The sequence below is a fragment of the Pseudomonas sp. MT92 genome (genome assembly GCF_058792515.1).
This window is the reverse complement of sequence record NZ_JBXAFA010000015.1, coordinates 124,436-140,672: the sequence shown is the minus strand read 5'-3', so window position 1 is coordinate 140,672 and position 16,237 is coordinate 124,436. Positions and strand designations below refer to the sequence as shown.

Annotated in this window: 13 protein-coding genes; 2 read left to right on the top strand and 11 right to left on the bottom strand. The window is 60.7% G+C overall.

Features of this window, described 5'->3' with window-relative positions; genetic code table 11:
* Positions 1–118: 118 nt before the first annotated feature.
* The 8 genes from AC1Q6D_RS25835 to AC1Q6D_RS25800 form a co-directional block, all read right to left on the bottom strand.
* The gene (locus tag AC1Q6D_RS25835) at positions 119–1,717 is read right to left on the bottom strand and encodes an AAA family ATPase (protein ID WP_103404479.1); all 1,599 of its coding nucleotides are present in this window, start codon (positions 1,715–1,717) and stop codon (positions 119–121) included.
* Between the two features lie 10 nt (positions 1,718–1,727).
* Positions 1,728–2,828 carry a 3-dehydroquinate synthase gene (aroB, locus tag AC1Q6D_RS25830; protein WP_047536476.1) on the bottom strand — a complete coding sequence of 367 codons (1,101 nt, stop codon included), beginning with the start codon at positions 2,826–2,828 and terminating at the stop codon, positions 1,728–1,730.
* A 152-nt stretch (positions 2,829–2,980) separates the two neighbouring features.
* Positions 2,981–3,499, bottom strand: coding sequence for a shikimate kinase AroK (aroK, locus tag AC1Q6D_RS25825; protein WP_047536474.1), 519 nt, complete (start codon positions 3,497–3,499; stop codon positions 2,981–2,983).
* A 4-nt stretch (positions 3,500–3,503) separates the two neighbouring features.
* Positions 3,504–5,576 (bottom strand): type IV pilus secretin PilQ, encoded by a 2,073-nt coding sequence (locus AC1Q6D_RS25820; RefSeq protein ID WP_103404478.1) that lies wholly within the window; start codon positions 5,574–5,576, stop codon positions 3,504–3,506.
* A 13-nt stretch (positions 5,577–5,589) separates the two neighbouring features.
* The gene (locus tag AC1Q6D_RS25815; RefSeq protein ID WP_103404477.1) at positions 5,590–6,117 is read right to left on the bottom strand and encodes a pilus assembly protein PilP; all 528 of its coding nucleotides are present in this window, start codon (positions 6,115–6,117) and stop codon (positions 5,590–5,592) included.
* Positions 6,114–6,737, bottom strand: coding sequence for a type IV pilus inner membrane component PilO (locus AC1Q6D_RS25810; RefSeq protein WP_103404476.1), 624 nt, complete (start codon positions 6,735–6,737; stop codon positions 6,114–6,116). Before AC1Q6D_RS25810 ends, AC1Q6D_RS25815 begins: the two co-directional genes overlap by 4 nt.
* On the bottom strand, positions 6,734–7,300 hold the full coding sequence (locus AC1Q6D_RS25805; protein ID WP_103404475.1) for a PilN domain-containing protein: 567 nt from the start codon (positions 7,298–7,300) through the stop codon (positions 6,734–6,736). Before AC1Q6D_RS25805 ends, AC1Q6D_RS25810 begins: the two co-directional genes overlap by 4 nt.
* The gene (locus tag AC1Q6D_RS25800; protein WP_103404474.1) at positions 7,300–8,361 is read right to left on the bottom strand and encodes a pilus assembly protein PilM; all 1,062 of its coding nucleotides are present in this window, start codon (positions 8,359–8,361) and stop codon (positions 7,300–7,302) included. Before AC1Q6D_RS25800 ends, AC1Q6D_RS25805 begins: the two co-directional genes overlap by 1 nt.
* Positions 8,362–8,576: 215 nt before the next feature.
* Between AC1Q6D_RS25800 and AC1Q6D_RS25795 the strand changes: the two genes are divergently transcribed.
* Entirely contained in the window at positions 8,577–11,015 is a 2,439-nt protein-coding gene (locus AC1Q6D_RS25795; RefSeq protein WP_371919912.1) for a penicillin-binding protein 1A, read from the top strand.
* Positions 11,016–11,224: 209 nt separating this feature from the next.
* Here AC1Q6D_RS25795 and AC1Q6D_RS25790 read toward each other — a convergent pair whose 3' ends face one another.
* The 3 genes from AC1Q6D_RS25790 to rpmE form a co-directional block, all read right to left on the bottom strand.
* Positions 11,225–12,493, bottom strand: coding sequence for a malic enzyme-like NAD(P)-binding protein (locus AC1Q6D_RS25790; RefSeq protein WP_047536459.1), 1,269 nt, complete (start codon positions 12,491–12,493; stop codon positions 11,225–11,227).
* A gap of 182 nt (positions 12,494–12,675) precedes the next feature.
* On the bottom strand, positions 12,676–13,464 hold the full coding sequence (locus AC1Q6D_RS25785) for a thermonuclease family protein (protein WP_103404472.1): 789 nt from the start codon (positions 13,462–13,464) through the stop codon (positions 12,676–12,678).
* Positions 13,465–13,499: 35 nt separating this feature from the next.
* Positions 13,500–13,718 carry a 50S ribosomal protein L31 gene (gene rpmE / locus AC1Q6D_RS25780; RefSeq protein WP_018929146.1) on the bottom strand — a complete coding sequence of 73 codons (219 nt, stop codon included), beginning with the start codon at positions 13,716–13,718 and terminating at the stop codon, positions 13,500–13,502.
* A 288-nt stretch (positions 13,719–14,006) separates the two neighbouring features.
* Here rpmE and AC1Q6D_RS25775 point away from each other — a divergent pair, with 288 nt between their 5' ends.
* On the top strand, positions 14,007–16,226 hold the full coding sequence (locus tag AC1Q6D_RS25775; protein ID WP_103404471.1) for a primosomal protein N': 2,220 nt from the start codon (positions 14,007–14,009) through the stop codon (positions 16,224–16,226).
* Positions 16,227–16,237 lie beyond the last annotated feature (11 nt).

Genomic DNA, 16,237 nt, shown 5'->3' with positions numbered 1-16,237 from the left:
CAACGACTCAAAGACTACTGTGACGCAGACACCACAAGGCACGCGGTCTGTAGAGACGGCGCGCTTGTAGAAATTTTGAGGTGCTTGGAGAGGCGGCCTGGGTAAGGCCGCCGAATCTTCAGCGAGTTGTTGCCAGTTCCTGTTGGACGCTGGCGACAGTGCGAGGCCAAGGTTTACCAGCCTGAACCTTCGCTGGCAAGGCCTTGATGGCGGAAACGGCTGCATCACGATTGGCGAAACTGCCGTAGGTGATCACATAGAGTGGCTTGCCGTTGAGGACTTTCTTGAAGTAGCGGTACTCGCCGCCCTGCTCCTTGACGAAGTTTTGCGCGGCCGCTTCAGAGCTGGTGCCGAGGATCTGTACCACGTAGTTGCCCGGAGCCTGACCTGCGTACCAGGTGCCGCCCGCGGCCTTGGCCACGGCGGCTGGTTTCTCGACTGGCTTCTCGACCGGCTTGGCCGCTGGTGCGGCTTTAGCCACGGGCGCGGGTGCAGGCTTGGCCGCTGGAACCGGCGCTGGCTTGGCGGTAGCGACTTGAGTCGGAGCAGGCGCCGGCTTGGCTGCGGGTGTCGGCGCAGGACCGGCAGGCACGCCCACGGGCGGCGCAGTCGTGGTCACGGTCGGCGGCGTGGCGCTGGAGCCTTCGACCGGCACGCCATCATCTCCCTCGGAAATGCCACCCGCAGCTTCAGCCAGCGGACCACGCATGACCGGTTGCGAATTACCGACCAACGGCAACGGCATCGGCTGCGTATTGCCGGCGAATTCGACAGACGGCGCACCACCATTGGCTTGCGGTTTGCCCTGGCCAAGCGGCAGTTGCGCCTGTTCGTTGGCAGGCGCACCCGTGGTCGGCGCTTTGTTGCGACCCGGCATCAACCAGGCGGCGGCCACCGCGACCACGACGACGGCGGAAATCGCCAATACGTGTTTCTTCGGCATATTGAACCCCATACTTGGACGCTTGACCGCTGTGCGGCTGGCAATCATGGCTTCGATCATGGCATCGCGGGCGACCTGATTGATGTTGCCAGGCCAACCGTCGGAGCTTTCATGAATATCAGAGATCTGATCCGCGGTAAAAAGTTCGATACCCCGGCCAGCGCCTTCGAGACGCTGGTCCAGGTATTCGCGAGTTTCCTCTACGGTATAAGGCTGCAGCTCGATGACGTGGAAACGCTCTTCCTCCAGGCTCAACTGCTCCAGCTGAGCGATCAGCGAGGACTCACCGAACAGGAACACATGCGGACGGCCTTCCGGCGCACCGGCGGCCAGGGCCATCAAGGCTTCGAGCGCGGACTCGTCGAGTTGCTCGGCGTCATCCACCAGCAGATAGACTTCCTGACCGGTAAGCGCCAGTTGCACCACCTGCGCCAGAATCGCGCCGATCTCGGCCTGGGCAACGTCCAGCGCCTGGGCAACCTGCCGCAGGATGCCAGCCGAATCGCCGGCGCCACGGGCGGAAACCACCACGCTCTGCACGGATTGTTTGTTGGTGCTGGCCACCAGGGCCTGGCGCAACAGCGTCTTGCCGCTGCCTTGGGGCCCTGTAACGACCAACAGCAACTGGCTGTAACGCGCCAGGTGGTGCAGCTGTCCCAGCACCGGTTTGCGCTGGGCCGGGAAAAACTTGAAGCCAGGCACCCGTGGAGCAAAAGGGTCATGACTCAACTGGTAATGGCCGAGGAAAGCCTCGTCCGCATGCAAACTAGTCATCGCGATCTTATTAACCTTTAAGCTGAGCCAGGGCGCGGTAATCCGCTCCCAGCGTGGCCTGTAAAACCTCTTTCGGATAATCGTCGGTCACCACTGCCTCACCCATTTGGCGCAGCAGCACCAGGCGCAAACGACCGTCGATCACTTTTTTATCAATTGCCATATGTTCGAGAAAATCGGCTTCCGTCATCTCCTCGGGCGGAATGACCGGCAGTCCGGCGCGCTGGAACAGACGAATGCCGCGATCACGGTCCTGTTCGCTGATCCAGCCCAGGCGGGCGGACATTTCCAGCGCCATTACGGTGCCAGCAGCGACGGCCTCACCATGAAGCCAGACACCATACCCCATGTGGGTTTCGATGGCGTGACCGAAGGTGTGGCCCAGGTTCAAGGTGGCACGAACACCGGTTTCCTTTTCGTCGGCGCCGACCACCGCTGCCTTGGCCGCGCAGGAGCGTTCGATGGCGTAGGTCAGGGCTTGCTGATCCAGATTACGCAGGCGATCGACGTTGTCTTCGAGCCAGGTCAGGAACGGCTCATCGCAGATCAGCCCGTATTTGATGACCTCAGCCAGACCGGCGGACAGTTCGCGGGCCGGCAGGGTATTGAGGGAGGCCGTGTCGATCAGCACCACATTCGGCTGATAGAAGGCACCCACCATGTTCTTACCCAGCGGGTGGTTGATCCCGGTCTTGCCGCCCACCGAGGAGTCAACTTGCGACAGCAGTGTGGTCGGAACCTGAATGAAATCGACGCCGCGCTGATAGCAGGCGGCAGCAAAACCGGCCATGTCACCGATCACACCGCCACCCAGGGCGATCACCGTGGTACGGCGGTCGTGCCGTGCGGTCAGCAGGCCATCGAAGATCAGTTGCAGGGTTTCCCAGGTCTTGAAGGCTTCGCCGTCGGGCAACACGACGGAAATCACCGAGAACTGCGCGAGGCTGCGAGTCAGACGTTCAAGATAGAGCGGCGCGACCGTTTCATTGGAGATGATTGCCACTTGCCGTCCGCGAATATGCGGGGCCAGCAGCTCAGGCTGATCCAACAAACCTTCGCCAATATGAATCGGGTAGCTGCGCTCGCCTAGATCGACCTTGAGTGTCTGCATGTGTCCCCACAGTGAAGATGGAATCAGGCGTTCCGCCTTGAGTTAACGAATGTCCACGGCCTTTGCTGTTATTGACGCCGCTGGGTCGCCGTTCGCCACAACCTTGAGCGGTTGCGGCAGGACGCCGAGGATAGCGCATTTCGCGCCGCGCATTAACGGGGAGGCAGCTGCTGCAAGCGTTCCAGGATATCGAGCACGACCATGCGGGGCGGCCGCTCATCGGTTTCCACCACCAGATCAGCGATTTCCCGATACAGCGGATCGCGGATCGCCAGCAGATCCCGAAGGGTCTTGGCCGGATCGGCGGTGCGCAACAAGGGCCGATTGCGGTCGCGGGACGTACGGCCGACCTGCTGCTCGACAGAGGCATGCAGATAAACCACCCGCCCACCGGCGTGCAGGGCTCGACGATTGGCTTCGCGCATCACTGCACCGCCGCCGGTCGCCAGCACCACGCCATCGTAATCGCACAGCTCGGCAATCATTGCCTCCTCGCGGTCACGAAAGCCCGGTTCGCCTTCTTTATCGAAGATCCATGGGATATTGGCGCCCGTGCGTAATTCAATTTCCTTATCGGAATCTTTGAATGGCAAGCGCAGCTCTTTGGCCAGCAACCGGCCGATGGTGCTTTTTCCAGCGCCCATCGGTCCTACAAGAATCAAATTTCGCACAGAATCAACGACTCACAGCAATCGCCTGGTTATTCATGATACGCGGAGTGAGAAACACCAACAGCTCGGATTTTTTCTCCGAAACCACGTCACGCCGGAAAAGGCGGCCAAGATACGGCACATCGCCAAGAAATGGCACCTTATCTACAACCTTGCTTTGAGTATTTGAGAAAACACCGCCAATGACGATGGTCTCACCATCGTTGACCAGGACCTTGGCATTGACCTCGTTTTTCTTGATGGGCGGCACATCCTGGACCTTGTTCAGGTAGTCCGGTTCGTCCTTGGTGACCTTGACCTCCATGATGATCCGGTTGTCCGGAGTGATCTGTGGCGTCACTTCCAGCGACAGCGATGCTTCCTTGAAGGACACCGAAGTCGCGCCGCTGGAACTGGCTTCCTGATAGGGAATTTCGGTGCCCTTGAGGATTTTGGCGGTTTCCTTGTCGGACGTGACAACCTTGGGTTGCGAGACGATTTCCCCGTTTCCGGTTTTCTCCATGGCTGTCAGCTCAAGGTCCAGCAAGACGTTATCGGTGATGAACGCAATGCCGATCCCCGAGGTGTTGTTCGCCGCCCCTAAATCGACGAACGGTGAATTGGTGCTGGTGCTGCCCGGCGTGCCAATGGTCGAGGAGCCGTTGGCGCCGTTGCTGACCCCGGAGGTATTCCAGTTGCCCCTGTTCTGGACGGAACCGCCCCAGCGCACACCCAGGCTTTTGTCGTAATCGACGTTGGCTTCGACGATTCGCGCTTCGATCATGACCTGGCGCACCGGAATATCCAGTTGGGCAACGATTCGCCGCAGTTCGTCGAGTCGGTCCTGGGTCTGGTAGGCAATGATGTTGTTGGTACGCTCATCGACGGTAATAGAGCCCCGTTCGTCGACTTTCGCCTCGGCACTGGTCACCGACTGGAACAGTTTGGCGATATCCGTCGCCTTGGCGTAATTGACCTGCAACAGTTCCCGCCGTAGCGGTGCCAGATCGGCGATCTGTTTTTGCGATTCCAGCTCCTGACGTTCCCGGGCAGCAATTTCGTCGGCCGGCGCCACCAGCAGGACGTTACCGATCTTGCGCTTGTCCAGCCCCTTGGTTTTCAGCACCAGATCCAGCGCCTGATCCCAAGGTACGTTCTGCAGGCGCAGGGTAATGCCGCCCTGCACGGTGTCGCTGGCGACCAGATTGAGATTGGTGAAATCAGCGATCAGTTGCAGCACCGAGCGCACGTCGATGTCCTGAAAATTCAAAGAAAGTTTTTCGCCGCTGTAGGCATGGCGGTCGGCATCACGCTTTTGCAGGTCGTCGGCGGTCACCGGACGGACGCTGACGGTCAGTTTGTTTTCGGTCTGATAGGTCGAGTAGTCGAAGGCGCCGCCACCGGGCTCTATCGTGATGGTGGCCCGATCACCCGTAGCGCTGGCGTTGACGAACTGTACCGGCGTGGCGAAATCCTTCACATCCAGACGCACGCGCAAGGGGTCGGGCAATTGGGTCCTGGCAAACCCGACGACGATCTTGCCGTCGCGCTCCTGAATGTCCGGCGCAATCGACGGATCCGACAGATCGATCAGCACATTGCCTTCGCCCTGGGTACCCCGCTGGAAATCCACACCGCGAATAGCCTTGTTCAATGGCATTGGGGGGCGCGCCGGGGCCGGCGCTGCGAGGGTGGCAGATGTGGTCGGCGCGACTTTGCCGCCCTGCCCGACCACCACGAACAGGTTGTTGCCCTCGACGCGCGTGCTGTAGGGGGCTACCTGGGTCAAATTGATGATCAGACGCGTACGATCCTTGACCTCCACCACTGTCGCGCTTCGGGCATTGCCAGCGCCCAGGTCATGGGTTTTGTTCGCCAATTGACTGACGACACCCGGCAGATCCAGTGCGATCCGTGCCGGTGATGCCGTGGTGTAGCCCTGAGGGGCCGGTGGCGGCTCGTCGAATGCCAGCTTCAGCTCGACGCGGTCTCCCGACAGCGCCGCAACATCCAGGGCCTTGAGGCTGGCCGCTTGTGCCATCGGCGACAACAACGCTATCCATAGCGTCATTCCGAGGGCTGAGAAAGTCCTGTTCATTTTTCCAGTTCCACTATGAGTGCTCTTTCAGAGGGAGGGTCCGCGGCCGTTCCAGCCAGGCACCTTCGCCGTCGGGGACGATTTCGACCACATCCACTTGTGAGCCGCTGATGGCGACGATCCGCCCGTCATTACGCCCCAGGTAATCACCGACTTTCAGCCTGTGCACCCCGCCAGCCCCGCGCAGCAATGCAAAGGAGCCCGCTGCATTGGAGATCGTGCCGACCATTTCAAACTGCTCGACGTTGAACCCCTCAAGGTATTGCTTGATTCGGTCGGGATCGGGCTTGACGTTGCTTGAGCCGTGTTTCTGACCGGACAGGTCGATTCTGACCTGGGGTGAAAACGGGCTGCGCAGGTTGGCTGCGTTGTAAGTGAATGTCGGGTAAGACCGGATTGTGGGCGTTGGTTCAATCTTGCCCGGCGCGCGCAGGCGCATTTCGTTCAGGCAGGCATCCAGGTCGCCGAAGTCATCGCCACCGCCACAGCCGGCAAGGACGACGAGCGACACGACCATCGATAAACAACGAATCAGGCTCATTGATGCGCCCCCTGATCGTTGTAGCGATAGGTCTTGGCAAGGATGCTCATGCGCAGTTTCGGGCCGCCGTCGGGTTTGGCCGGTGCCAGGTCGAAATCATGCAGGGTAACGATGCGCGGCAACCCGGCCACACCACTGACGAACGTGGCCAGGTCGTGATAGGTACCGGTAACGGTGATCTGGATCGGCAGTTCGATGTAGAACGGCCGGGTCACCTCCGGCAGCAGCTTGATCTCTTCAAACTCCAGCCCGCTACCCAGACCTGTGCGAGTGATGTCCTCCAGCAGGCCGGGCACTTCGGTATCACTGGGCAGTTGCCGCAGCAGCACACCAAAAGAGTTTTCCATCTCTTTCAGTTGCTGGGTATAGCGCTCCAGATTCGCCGCCATATGCGCCTTGGTGGCGAACTGCTCCTTGAGGGCCGTCTCTTCTTCGCGCTTGAGGTCGAGCTGGCTCTGAACCTCACTTGTGGAAAAGCTGTAACCGAGCCCCAGGACCAGAATCATGACCAACACGCCCAGCAGAACCTTGACCGCAGGCGGCCATGAACCGATGTTGTGGGTGCCCAATTCGTGAATATCGACACTGCGCAGCTCTTCCAGCCATCCGGAAGGACTCATTGTTCATCCTCCACGGCGGCCGGTTGAGTCTGACGAACGGTCAACTGGAAGACATTGGCCTGATCCAACTGACCCGCAGTGGTCGCTTTGACTTCAGTCAGGCTCGGTGCATCGAACCAGTCCGAAGCGTTCAAGTTGCGCATCAGGTCGGAAACACGATTGTTGGATTCAGCGGCGCCAGAAATCGACAAGGTTTTGCCCACCCTTTTGACTTCGGTGAAATACACCCCGTCGGGCAGGGTCCGCGCCAGCTGATCAAAAATTCGCCCATTGATCGGCCGATTGCCTTGCAGGTCCTGGATGATGCGCATGCGCTCGAGCAATTGCTGGCGACGCGCCTTGAGATCACTGATCTGTTTGATCCGCTCGTCGACCACGACAATCTGCTGATTGATGTAATTGTTACGGGCGACTTGCCGTTCAATGGCGCCGTTGATGGCTTGATTCGCAACCAGCACCGCACCCGCCGATCCCACCAGCACGCCTGCCAGAATCAATAAAAAACGTTTTCGACGCTCCTCGCGCCGCTCTTCGCGCCAGGGCAAAAGATTGATCCGCGCCATCAGTCGAAGCTCCTGAGGGCCAGCCCACAGGCAATCATCATGGCCGGCGCGTCGCTGGCCAGGGCGGCGGCGTTGACCTTGGCGCTCAACGTCATTCCGGCAAATGGGTTGGCCACCTGGGTCGGTGTGCCCAAACGCTCCTCGATCAACCGTTCCAGCCCATAGATTGACGCGGTGCCGCCGACCAGCAGGATGTGATCGATAGCGTCGTATTGGCCGCCAGCGAAGAAAAACTGCAGTGAACGCGATACCTGTTGCACCAGCGCCTCGCGAAACGGCTGCAACACTGCACTGACGTAATCATCCGGCAAACCACCCTGCTTCTTTGCCAACCCCGCCTGTTCGAGGGTCAGGCCGTAGCGGCGCTGAATGTCCTCCGTCAGCTGCCGGCCACCGAACAATTGTTCGCGGGTGTAGATGATGCGCCCGTGGAGCAATACGCTCAGGGTGGTCATGGTCGCCCCGATGTCGACCACTGCCACCAGGCGGTCCTTGGGCAGCACCGATTGATTGGCCAGCAACCCGAATGATCGTTCGAGGGCATGAGCCTCGACGTCGACCACGCGAGCGGTGAGGCCGGCAAGACCCAGGGCTGCCTCACGGACCTCGACGTTTTCCTTGCGGCAGGCCGCGAGCAGCACATCGACCCGCTCGGGATTGCGCGCTGAAGCGCCCTGCACTTCAAAGTCGATGGCGACTTCGTCCAGCGGAAAGGGAATGTACTGATCGGCCTCGATCTTCAGCTGGTTTTCCATGTCGTCGTCGCAAAGTCCGGCGTCCATCTCGATGGTCTTGGTGATCACCGCCGAGCCAGCCACCGCCACAGCCACGTTCCTGAGGCGGGTCCTGGCCTTGATCAACACGCGAGAGAGCGCCTGGCCCACAGCATCGAGCTCGGCAATATTTTTTTCGATAACGGCGTTGGCGGGCAGCGGTTCGACCGCATAGGCCTCGACCCGATAACGGGCGCCCTGGCGGCTCAGCGCCAGAAGCTTCACCGAAGTGGAGCTGATGTCGATACCCAAAAGCGTATCGGCCTTTTTGTTGAAGAGTCCTGGCACTGGCAATTCCCTATGACTATCCGTGAGTTACGGACTCTGCTTTGTGTTTTGCGTTCCATCCGCCCGTCTTGACATCAGCGCAAATGACGCTTCTGGCGGAAAAATGCTTATAATGCCCAGCGTTTTTTTCCGCTTTTCTCAAGCGCGGGTCGTTCGCCTTTAGCCTGAACCCTGATGCCTAATTCATTCTTTGCCCTGGATATCCAAAAGCCTTGATTCGTCTGCTGAAATTTTTCGGTTGGTCCATCGTCGCGGTTTTCTGCGGACTGCTTCTGGGTCTGAGCGGGGCGTTTCTCTACCTTAGCCCCGGATTGCCGTCCGTAGAGGCGTTGCGAAGCATCCAGTTGCAGATCCCTTTGCGGGTCTACAGCAGCGACAACAAGTTGATCGCAGAATTTGGCGAAATGCGCCGTACACCGATCCGTTTCGCCGACATTCCCCCCAACTTCATTAATGCGTTACTAAGTGCTGAAGACGATAACTTCGCCAATCACTACGGCGTCGACCCCAGCAGCCTGATGCGTGCCGCGACCCAATTGGTCAAAAGCGGGCACATCCAGTCCGGCGGCAGCACCATCACCATGCAGGTGGCGAAGAACTTCTTCCTGACCAGCGAACGCAGCTTCTCGCGCAAGACCACCGAAATCCTCCTGGCCTTGCAGATCGAACGGCAACTGACCAAGGACGAGATCCTCGAGCTTTACGTCAACAAGATCTATCTGGGTAACCGCGCCTACGGCATCGAGGCGGCGGCGCAGGTCTATTACGGCAAGTCGATTCGTGACGTCAGCCTCGCGCAGATGGCGATGATCGCCGGCCTGCCCAAAGCCCCGTCGCGCTTCAACCCGCTGGCCAACCCGGCCCGCAGCAAAGAGCGTCGCGACTGGATCCTGGGGCGCATGTACAAGCTCGGCAAAATCAGCGAGGCCGACTACACCACCGCGATCAACGAACCGCTGAACGCCAGCTATCACGTCCCGACACCGGAAGTGAATGCGCCGTACATTGCCGAGATGGCCCGTGCCGAAATGGTCGGCCGCTATGGCAGCGACGCCTACACCGAAGGTTTCCGCGTGACGACCACGGTGCCGAGCAATCTGCAGGAAATGGCCAACACCGCCGTCCACGAAGGCCTGATGACCTATGACCAGCGCCACGGCTATCGCGGCCCTGAGTCGCGCCTGCCGGGCAAGACCCGCGACGCCTGGGCGACCGAGCTGACCAAGCAGCGCACCATCAGCAGCCTTGAACCGGCCATCGTCACTCAGGTCGAGAAGAACGGCCTGCAGGTGCTGACCCGCAATGGCGACGAGCACGTCAGCTGGGACAGCATGAAATGGGCGCGTCCGTTCCTGAACACCAACAGCATGGGCGCTAATCCGAAGCAGCCGTCCGACGTGGCCCAGGTCGGGGACCTGATTCGCGTGCAACGTCAGGCGGACAATTCGTTGAAGTTCAGCCAGATCCCGCAGGCCCAGGGCGCGCTGGTTTCACTTGATCCGCAAAACGGCGCGATCCGCGCGCTGGTCGGTGGCTTCGCCTTCGAGCAGAGCAACTACAACCGAGCCTTGCAGGCCAAACGCCAGCCGGGCTCGAGCTTCAAGCCTTTCGTCTACGCCGCTGCGCTGGATAACGGCTATACCGCCGCCAGCCTGGTGAACGACGCACCGATCGTGTTCGTCGATGAGTACCTGGACAAGGTCTGGCGTCCGAAAAACGACACCAACACTTTCCTCGGCCCGATCCGCTTGCGCGAAGCGCTGTACAAGTCGCGTAACCTGGTGTCGATCCGCCTGCTGCAGGCGATGGGCGTTGGCAAAACCATCGACTACATCACCCGCTTTGGCTTCAACAAGCAGGATCTGCCGCCCAACCTGTCCCTGGCCCTGGGCACCGCGACCCTGACGCCAATGGAGATCGCCACCGGCTGGAGCACCTTCGCCAACGGCGGCTACAAGATCACCCCTTACATCATCGACAAGATCGAAAGCCGCAACGGCGACACGCTGTTCGTCGCCAACCCGGCAAGCGTGCCGAAAGGCGGCGCCGCCAACGACGGCATCGCCGCACCGTCCGCCCAGGCCTTCACGGTCAACGCCATGCCGGGTGAAGCGCCAACTACCCAACCGGCGCCACAGGCACCGGCCGTGGCTGAGCGCATCGTCGATGGCCGTACCACTTACATCCTCAACAGCATGCTTGAAGATGTGATCAAACTCGGCACCGGCCGCCGTGCACTGGCCTTGGGTCGCCCTGACATCGCCGGCAAGACCGGGACCACCAACGAGTCCAAGGACGCCTGGTTCTCCGGTTACAACGCCGATTACGTGACCACCGTCTGGACCGGCTTCGATCAGCCGGAAAGCCTGGGGCGCAAGGAGTTCGGCGGCACCGTCGCGCTGCCGATCTGGATGAACTACATGGGCGCCGCGCTCAAAGGCCTGCCGCCACATACACAACCGGAGCCGGAAGGCATCCTGAGCCTGCGCGTCGACCCGGTCAGTGGCCGTGCGGCAAGCCCAGGCACGCCTGGAGCCTACTTCGAACTGTTCAAGGCCGAAGACACGCCACCGTCGGCAAGCGAACTGGGCAACGGCAATGCGCCAGGCAGCCCGCTGCCAGCGGATGAAGCGGCGCCGATCGATTTGTTCTAGAGAAGCAGCCTGTAGGAGCGAGCCTGCTCGCGATGGTCGTCAACGATGACGCGGGCAGTCTGAATACCCGCGCTGTCTGGCTATTTTTCGCGAGCAGGCTCGCTCCTACAGGGTTTGGCAGCGCACACAACTGTGCCATCGACCCTCCAGACAACAAAAAAGCCCCGACTCTCACGAGCCGGGGCTTTCTTTTGAAGCGCTACAACGACTTAGCCGTTGAACACGTCATCCACGCTTTTGAGCGGGTAGTTCTTCGGATACGGCAGGGTCGCCACACCGGTCTCGATTGCGGCCTTGGCCACAGCGTCGGAGATCAGGGTGATCAGGCGCTTGTCCATTGGCTTCGGAATGATGTACTCACGACCGAATTCCAGCGGCGCACCACCGTAGGCATCACACACGTCCTGAGGCACTGGCAGCTTGGCCAGTTCACGCAGGGCGTTGGCCGCAGCCACTTTCATTTCTTCGTTGATGCGCTTGGCGCGAACGTCCAGGGCACCACGGAAGATGAACGGGAAGCCCAGTACGTTGTTGACCTGGTTCGGGTAGTCGGAACGACCGGTGGCCATGATCACGTCGTTACGGGTCGCGTGTGCCAGTTCCGGGGAGATTTCCGGATCAGGGTTCGAGCAAGCGAACACGATCGGGTTGGCCGCCATGGATTTCAGGCCTTCAGCGCTCAGCAGGTTCGGACCGGACAAGCCGACGAACACGTCTGCACCTTCCAGAGCGTCTGCCAGGGTACGTTTGTCTGTCGCGTGGGCGAAGACAGCCTTGTACTGGTTCAGGTCGTCACGGCCGGAGTGGATCACACCGGTACGGTCAACCATGAAGATGTTTTCGATGTTCGCGCCCATGCTGACCAGCAGCTTCATGCAGGAGATCGCGGCAGCGCCGGCACCCAGGCAAACGATCTTGGCTTCCGGCAGGGTTTTACCGGCGATTTCCAGGGCGTTGATCATGCCAGCGGCGGTCACGATAGCGGTACCGTGCTGGTCATCGTGGAATACCGGGATGTCGCACTGCTCGATCAGAGCACGTTCGATCTCAAAGCACTCAGGCGCCTTGATGTCTTCCAGGTTGATGCCACCGAAGGTGATGGAGATGCGCTTGACGGTATCGATGAAGGCTTGCGGGCTTTCGGAGTCGACTTCGATGTCGAAAACGTCGATGCCGGCAAAGCGCTTGAACAGCACGCCCTTGCCTTCCATGACTGGCTTGGAGGCCAATGGGCCGAGGTTACCCAGACCCAGAATCGCGGTGCCATCGGAAATGACTGCAACCAGGTTGCCTTTGCCGGTGTATTTGTAGGCCAGTTCAGGGTCGCGAGCGATTTCGCGTACTGGTTCGGCTACGCCGGGGCTGTAGGCCAGCGACAGGTCGCGGGCGGTAGCGGTGGCCTTGGTGAGCTCGACGCTCAGCTTCCCTGGACGAGGATTGGCATGATATTCGAGAGCGGCAGTTTTCAAATCAGACATGGGGGCATTCCGCTTTTACTGTTGGACAGACTGGTCAGCGAGGATACGCGCCTCGCAAAATCCCCACAAGACTGACCAGTCACCCCTGTCAAGCGCCCTGACCTACGACTTTGGGCCAAGAGCCGCGGAACACAAGGGATAGACTGCTCACAATCGACAGAAAAAATGTCTACAATTTTTTATCAGTGCGCGACCTGAAGCATCGCTGGATCGGTCAGCGGCAACATCCAGCGCGCCTGCCCCTCCTTGAGACCGCCCTTGCGCGAACGATCCAGCACCCAGCCGCGAGCCTCGACTTGCTTGCCTTTGAGGCCATCAAGCGCGGCAGCGGAGAATCTGTCCAGCACATTGGGTGCAACGCGCAATACAACCGAATCCTGTAACTCGATCCAAACCCCGCCGCGATTGCGCTGAACCTTGCTCACACGACCGCTGAGCACGGCAAACCCGGAGTCACTGATCTGATCCGCTTTCAGTACAGGTGACTGGCGCCACACACCAAGACCGGCCTGTCGGGCGCTGCGTTCTGCCGCTTGCTGACAGTCGACCAAATCGACATTGGGTGCGACTGCCACTTGAAAGCCGAGCCCTTCGGCGAGCATCTGCGCTTCGAGGTTGGCACCCTCGGCACCGTAGACATGGGCCAGGGTACGGCCGTAGTGATCCTTGCCTTCCTTGCCAGGAAGCAATCCGACCCGTCCGCCGCTCGCGGCCACCAAGGCTTCGAGACGCTTTCGCGCCGCCACGGCAAATGGTTCGTCGGACCGGCCTTTCTTGCCCAGCTCCGGCGTATTCAAGCCGATCATGCGCACACTGCGACCATCCGCGAGGCGCAGCGTGTCACCGTCCACTACCCGCTGCACCGCGACCGATGCCAGACCACTCGGTGCCGGGCAGAACGCCTGGGCGCCGGAGAGCCAAATCGCGGACACAAAAAAGGCGCCCGCAAGGGACGCCTTTTTCATCAGCATGGAAAAACCGAAACGGCCTCCCAAGTTGATCGGCCTTAGGCCTTTTTCGCGCCGAAAGCACCGAAACGGTCTGCGAAACGCTGAACGCGGCCGCCAGTGTCCAGAGTCTTTTGCTTACCGGTGTAGAACGGGTGGCATTCGTTGCAAACGTCGATCGCCAGGGCTTTGCCGTAGGTCGAACGGGTTTCGAACTTGTTGCCGCAGCTGCAGGTAACAGCAACTGCTGGGTATTCTGGATGGATATCAGCTTTCATGATGTCTTCCTCGGGCTAGCGTGCCGCCACCCAACACTATTGTTGAATACCGCACGTAATTAGGCCGCGGATTCTACCAGACAATGCCAATCACGCAAGCTGTCCCTGAGACCGACCGTCTGCTAGGCTCCCGAGCCAATACGCGATCCCCGGTGGGAGCGAGTCTGCTCGCGATAGCGGTGTACCAGTCGCGATGAATGCTGACTGACACGCCGTCATCGCGAGCAGGCTCGCTCCCACACGTTATGCGCCTAGCCCTTTTGTTGCCTGTCTATCGAGACTCCCCGCGTGCCCGACGCCATCCTGCGCCTCGCTTTGCCCTCGCCGCTGCGCCGCCTGTTCGACTACCGAGCTCCGGCCGGGGTCCTGCGCGCCCAGTTGCATCCCGGTATGCGCCTGCGAGTGCCGTTCGGCCGGCGGGAGATGATCGGGATTCTGGTGGAGGTCACCGACACCAGCGAAGTCCCGGCGGAAAAACTCAAGCCCGCACTGGCATTGCTCGATGCCACGCCGCCACTGCCACCCGCCCTGTTCAAGCTATGCCTGTGGACTTCCCAGTATTACCAACACAGTCTCGGCGACACCTTGAGCTGGGCGCTGCCGGTGCTACTGCGCCAAGGCGAACTGGCCGAGGCACGCCAGGAGCGTTTCTGGTCCGCCGCCCCCGGCGCCAGCCTCGATGACCCGCGCATCGCCCGCGCCCCGCGCCAACGTGAAGCGCTGGCGACGCTGGCCCAGCACCCCCACGGCGTCGCTCATCCGCTGCTGAGCAAACTGATGCTGAGCAAAGACAGCCTCGATCTGTTGCTGGCCAAGGACCTGGTGCAGGTCGAAATCCGCAAACATGCCCCTGGCGCACGCCACGAACACTGGCTGGCGCAGCCTGAACTGCCGCTCAATCCGGAGCAGCGCGCCGCTTATGAAGCGATTCGCGCCGGATTCGACAGTTATCACGCGTTCCTGCTGGCCGGCGTCACCGGCAGTGGCAAGACCGAAGTCTATTTGCAACTGATCCGCGAAACCCTGGAGGCCGGTAAACAAGCGCTGGTGCTGATCCCGGAAATCAACCTCGGCCCGCAGACCCTGGCGCGCTTCGAACAGCGCTTCAATGCGCGCATCGCCCTGATCCACTCGGCAGTCAACGATCGTGAACGCCTCGATGCCTGGCTCGCCGCCCGCGACGGCGAAGCCGATATCATTATTGGCACCCGCTCGGCACTGTTCACGCCGATGAAGAATCCCGGCCTGATCATCATCGATGAAGAACACGACGGCTCTTATAAACAGCAGGAAGGCCTGCGCTACCACGCCCGCGACCTGGCCCTGGTGCGCGCCCGCCAGGAAAACATCCCGATCGTGCTCGGCTCCGCTACACCCTCGCTGGAAAGCCTGCACAACGCCTACACCGGACGCTACGGCCTCCTGCGCCTGAACGAGCGCGCCGGTGGCGCCAAGCAGCCACGCTTCCTGCGCCTTGACGTAAAAAGTCGCCCACTGGACAGCGGCATTTCCGGGCCGATGCAACAAGCCATCGGTCAGACGCTGGCTGCTGGCCAGCAAGTATTGGTGTTCCTCAATCGCCGCGGCTTCGCACCGACCCTGCTCTGTCACGATTGCGGCTGGATGTCCGAATGCCAGCGCTGCGATGCGCGGATGACCGTGCACCAGCGCCACGGCGAGTTGCGCTGCCACCATTGCGGCTACGTCGAGCGAGTGCCGCGCCAGTGCCCGAAATGCAACAAGGTCGATTTGCGTCCGGTGGGGGCAGGTACCGAACGGGCCGAAGAGCGACTGGGCATTTTGTTCCCCGACTACCCGGTTTTGCGGGTCGACCGCGACAGCACTTCGCGCAAAGACGCCATGAATCAGTTGTTCGCGACCATCCAGAAAGGCCAGCCCTGCATCCTGGTGGGCACGCAAATGCTTGCCAAAGGGCATCACTTTCCACGAGTGACCCTGGTGTCGATTCTCGACGCCGACGGCGGGCTTTTTTCCGGTGACTTCCGTGCCAGCGAGCGCATGGCACAGCTGATTGTCCAGGTTGCCGGGCGTGCCGGGCGTGCCGAAGAGCCGGGCAAGGTGATCATCCAGACGCATTTGGCCGATCACCCGCTGCTGGTGCAATTGACCGAGCAAGGTTATTTCGCCTTTGCCGAGCAAGCCTTGAGTGAACGCCGCGCGGCAGGCCTGCCGCCTTTTGCGCACCTGGCACTGCTGCGAGCCGAAGCGCACAAGCCGGGACAGGCCGAAGGATTTCTCGACGAGGCGTGCAACGAGGCCGAACGCCTGCTGGCCGAACAGGGTTTGACCGGCATCGAATTACTGGGGCCGGTACCGGCACCGATGGAACGCCGCGCCGGACGCTATCGAGCACAGCTATTGTTACAGGCCACCGCGCGGGCGCCGCTGCATCGCTTGCTGGCCAGTTGGTTGTTAGTGCTGGAGCAGATGCCGAGCGGGCGGGCGGTGCGCTGGTCGCTGGATGTGGACCCGGTCGATTTGTATTGATTTGGGTACCG